The sequence below is a fragment of the Paenibacillus tarimensis genome, assembly GCF_021532315.1.
Classification (GTDB): Bacteria; Bacillota; Bacilli; order Paenibacillales; family Paenibacillaceae; genus Paenibacillus_I; species Paenibacillus_I tarimensis.
Genome location: NZ_JAKGAO010000055.1, coordinates 1 through 1,444, shown reverse-complemented (window position 1 = coordinate 1,444; position 1,444 = coordinate 1). Strand labels below are relative to the sequence as shown.

At 37.1% G+C, this 1,444-nt stretch carries 2 protein-coding genes; both read left to right on the top strand.

Annotated elements, in window-relative coordinates; translation table 11 throughout:
- Positions 1-390, top strand: a 390-nt coding sequence (locus L1N82_RS23065; protein WP_235289815.1) for an HINT domain-containing protein, incomplete at its 5' end; no start/stop codon positions are given.
- 17 nt (positions 391-407) lie between these two features.
- Complete coding sequence (locus tag L1N82_RS23060) at positions 408-794, top strand: hypothetical protein (RefSeq protein WP_235289814.1); 387 nt, start codon at positions 408-410, stop codon at positions 792-794.
- The last annotated feature ends 650 nt before the right edge of the window (positions 795-1,444 follow it).

Sequence of the window (1,444 nt, the reverse complement as noted above, 5' to 3'; positions counted from 1 at the left end):
TACAACTTTACTGTTGCTGACTTCCATACGTACTATGTAAGTGATTTGGGAATTTGGGTTCATAATATTAATTGTGGCCCAAGTATTAGTACAAAAGTTAATGCTCTGCCTGAAGTGAAATCTCCTAACCCTATAAAAACGAGTAAAGTATATGAGAGATGGAATGAATATCTGGGACCGGGTAATGTTACCAATATCCATCCAATAAGAGGAAAAGTTGACCCCGATAGAGTATGGTCAGCGGATGGTAAACGCGCTATTAGATTCACAAAGCATGAGATGGACTCTATTGGGACAAACAAGGGGCATTATCATGAAGAAACATGGACATATAATCCAAATACAGACACGATGACTGTTACTAACACTTTAGTAAGAATTCAAAAATAGAAAGGATAAAGTTTTCAATGAAGATTTTTGTAACTGATATTCTGATGATTGATCAGAAAAACATAGTCTCTTTTCAATCGAATATTGGGAATGGCAAAGCATCATGGAACGGAGATCCACCGACAGTAAATATTGAATATTACGTTGAAGTCGAAATCCACGATAATTTATCGTGGGGGGATAATATTATTAAGTCATCAAGTAGGCATTCTCAGATAGAATTGGATGATAGCAGCCTAATTCTTACTGGAAAAATAGAATCTATAGATGATGATGGTTACACTGTTATACGGCTAGGGGAGAGTATTATCTGTATTGAGGCTTTAGGTACCCCATTATCTATAGGAACATATGTAAGTATCCATGGTAAAAATGTAGAGTTTTTTAATCAAAATTATATTTAAGTTCATATGAAGAGGCGTCGCAAAAGGTTGACTTTTGAGTCCCATAATCACAAGGTCACAGCTGACTTAAAGCCCCTCTACAAAGCCATAACGGCAAGCCAATTGGAAATAATTTGGTTTTCGTTTAGCTATAATATTAGGAGGGGCCATGGGGCTGGATATTATATTAATTGATTTAATGAATAGGGTGGGGCTAGTAGAAATACCAAGCAGTTTGCATGAGGCTATATTTAAGGGTACATCAAACTGGAGTAGTTATATGTACTCAAGCGAAATTAAAGATTAACACAAAACCAACATTTGGCTCGATAGTGCTGAAATTTCATGCTTTGTGGAAGATTTAAAGCAAATAAGAGTATCTATTGATTCCACGCATCATTCAACCTTGAATAGCTCAGTACAATTTTTAAGTAATGCCAATATTAAAATTATACATGTTGCAGGCGATTAAGAATGTGACCTTGAGGGACTTATCCTTCAAGGTTTTTTTAACTTCAATCGTCGAAAAACTATACTGAGAAGATAGACAATATTAGGGGACCTTGTGGGCAAAGTCTTCAAGGTTTTTCTAATTATGACCCTCGGAACGGCCGTTTCCTCTCGGCGGACAGCTACCGGGGCGAAGTGGAGCAGCCGCTCAGCCTGAACCT

Coding starts and splice junctions, on each gene's coding strand:
- L1N82_RS23060 (WP_235289814.1), top strand. CDS start 408: ATGAAGATTTTTGTAACTGATATTCTGATGATTGATCAGAAAAACATA.